We start from the raw sequence: 2,562 nt of genomic DNA, 5'->3' as shown, positions 1-2,562 counted from the left end.
GGCACGTCAGGGTGCCGGTCGCCGTCGGTCTCGTCATCCGCGTCTCCCCAATCGTCGAGTGAGCGCAAACTCCGGTTCCCAACCGTCGAGTGAGCGCAAAGTCCGGTTGCCAGCCGTCGAGTGAGCGCAAACTCCCCGGAGTTTGCGCTCACTCGACGGGGTGGGTGGGTGGTGCCAGTACCCGGCGGCGCGGGCCGTCGGACGCAGGGGCCGCAGTGGGCGCAGGGGCCGCAGTGGGCGCAGGGGGCGAGATGGGTGCAGTGGGCCCCGACCCGACCGCGTCACCAGATGCTCCACGGCCGGATCGTGTTGGCCTCGTCGACGAGCCGGACCCGCTCGGTCAGGTCCGGAGTGTGCGATGCCAGATTGCGCAGCGCCTCCTCGAGCCCGAGCCGCAGCTGGGGCACCGTCGCCTTGCGGCTGCCGATGAACGTCCGCGCGACGCTGCCGTTCTGGGCCACCCGGGCCAGGGCCTCGCGGTAGATCTGGGTCGTCACCTCGGCGCGGTGGCGCGGGGACATCGACGTGTCGGCCATCGTCGTCATCGCCTCTGCGAGGTCGTCGAGGCTCCGGTTCGCTCGCGTCAGCAGCTCGGCCAGCCCCGCGCGCGCAGCGGCGTACGCGCTCGACTCCGGAGGGACGAGCCGGTATGCCGCGACCGCGCCGTCGACGTCGCCGCGGGAGGCCCGCACGCGGGCCAGCCCGAAGGCGGCCATCGGCACGTAGGCGGCGTCGGTGCGGGCGCACGCGACGTAGAGCCCCTCGGCGACGCCGTCGTCGCCGGCCTTCTCGCAGGCATGGGCCAGCGCCAGCTTCGGCGCGAGCTCGCCCGGCACCTGGCCGTAGACGGCGTTGAACGAGGCCTGGGCGGAGCGGAAGTCCCCCCGCTCGAGGGCCGCGAGCCCCTGGATCCAGACGGCCCGCCACTCCCACGGGTCGGCCGTGAGCAGCTGCTGGGCCGTGAGGTCGGCGATGTCGGCCTGGTCGGCCTCCAGCCCGGCGCGGGCCCGCGCGAGGAGCACCTCGGTCGACTCCTTCGGCGGGTTGTTGAGCCGCATCAGCCGCTCGGTCGGGGTGCCGCGCACGGTCTGGAGCCAGCCGGTCAGGGGGTCGTGCGGGTCGACGCGCAGGGCCGGCAGGTTGCGCCAGTCGTCCGCCTCCTCGCCGACGGTCGGCGACTCGAAGAGCAGCGACGAGACGGTCGCCGTGGCGGCGCCGGAGCCGCGGTCGATCGCGACCACCTCCCGCAGGACGCCCACCATCTGGGACCGCATCTCGTCTGCCGAGACGAACCGGTCGTCCCGGTTCGGTGCGCACGCCTTGGCCACGAGCCGGTAGAACGAGTCGTACTTCTGGAAGACCGGGCTCGAGTCCTGCGGCGGCAGGGTGTTGAGGTATGTCGACTGGTAGCCGCGGAACTCCATCGTCAGCACGACGAGGGTGCGCCCGATCGTGTAGATGTCGGACGCGACCGACGTGCCGAGCTCGGCGACCTCGGGGGCCTGGTAGCCGACGGTGCCGAAGATCGCCGAGTCCTCGTCGTCGATGCGCCGGACCCCGCCGAGGTCGATGAGCTTGACCTCGTCGCCGACCTGGATGATGTTGTCCGGCTTGAAGTCGCAGTAGACGAGCCCGAGGTCGTGCAGGTACTGGAACGCCGGGAGGATCTCCAGGATGTAGGCCAGCGCCTGGTCGACCTGGAGCGGGTTGTACTTGCCGACCTGCTGCATCCGCTGCTTGAGGATCGACTTCAGCGACGTGCCACCGACGTACTCCATGACGATGTAGCCGTCGTCCTCGTGCGTCACGAAGTTGTAGATCTCGACGATGCTCGGGTGTGAGACCTGGGCCAGGAAGCGCTGCTCGGCGATCGCGGCGGCGAGCGCGTCGGGGTCGGCGGAGTTGAGCAGGCCCTTGAGGACGACCCACCGGTCGGAGACGTTCTTGTCCTGGGCGAGGTAGATCCAGCCGAGCCCGCCGTGCGCGAGGCAGCCCGCGACGAGGTACTGGCCGGCCACGAGGTCGCCGGGGTGCAGCTTGGGGTCGAACGAGAACGGGTGCCGGCACTTCGGGCAGAAGCCGGTCGTCCGCCCCGGACGGCCGTCCCGGCCGCGGCCGACGGGCTCGCCGCACTTCGGGCAGAACCGCTTGCTCTCCGGCACGGTCGGGTCGGTGAGCAGCGCCTTCTCGGCGTCGATCGGCGGTGCCGGTCGGACCGTCGTGATGCCGCCGCCGAGCCGGGCGCTGCGCAGGCGTTGCGAGTCGGTGAGGCGGCGGGTCGCTGCGCTGCCGGTCTGCCGGGCGCGCTTGGAGCCCAACGCCGTCGAGGCGAGGTTGCTCGAGGCGGTCGACCGTGTCGAGAGCTCGGGGCCGGTCCCGGCGGGCGTGCTGTCCGGGTCGGCCAGGTGGGCAGGGACGGCCTGCGTCGCGGGGGTGCCGCAGACGTCGCAGTAGCCGTCGTCGATGTGCCCGGGGCAGCCGGGCTGGTCGCACGGGGTGCCGTCCGGGACCGTCGCGCCTCCGCCGGTCGGCAGAGCAGCGGAGGCAGCGGCAGGCGCCGCT

General features: G+C 72.4%; 1 protein-coding gene. It reads right to left on the bottom strand.

The window, feature by feature from the left end:
- Positions 1-281: 281 nt before the first annotated feature.
- The gene (locus N864_RS21345) at positions 282-2,534 is read right to left on the bottom strand and encodes a serine/threonine-protein kinase (RefSeq protein ID WP_081794110.1); all 2,253 of its coding nucleotides are present in this window, start codon (positions 2,532-2,534) and stop codon (positions 282-284) included.
- Positions 2,535-2,562: the final 28 nt, after the last annotated feature.

The organism is Intrasporangium chromatireducens Q5-1 (assembly GCF_000576575.1).
Taxonomy (GTDB): domain Bacteria; phylum Actinomycetota; class Actinomycetes; order Actinomycetales; family Dermatophilaceae; genus Intrasporangium_A; species Intrasporangium_A chromatireducens.
Note: the sequence above shows the minus strand (reverse complement) of the source record. Positions and strands in the feature narration are given on the sequence as shown.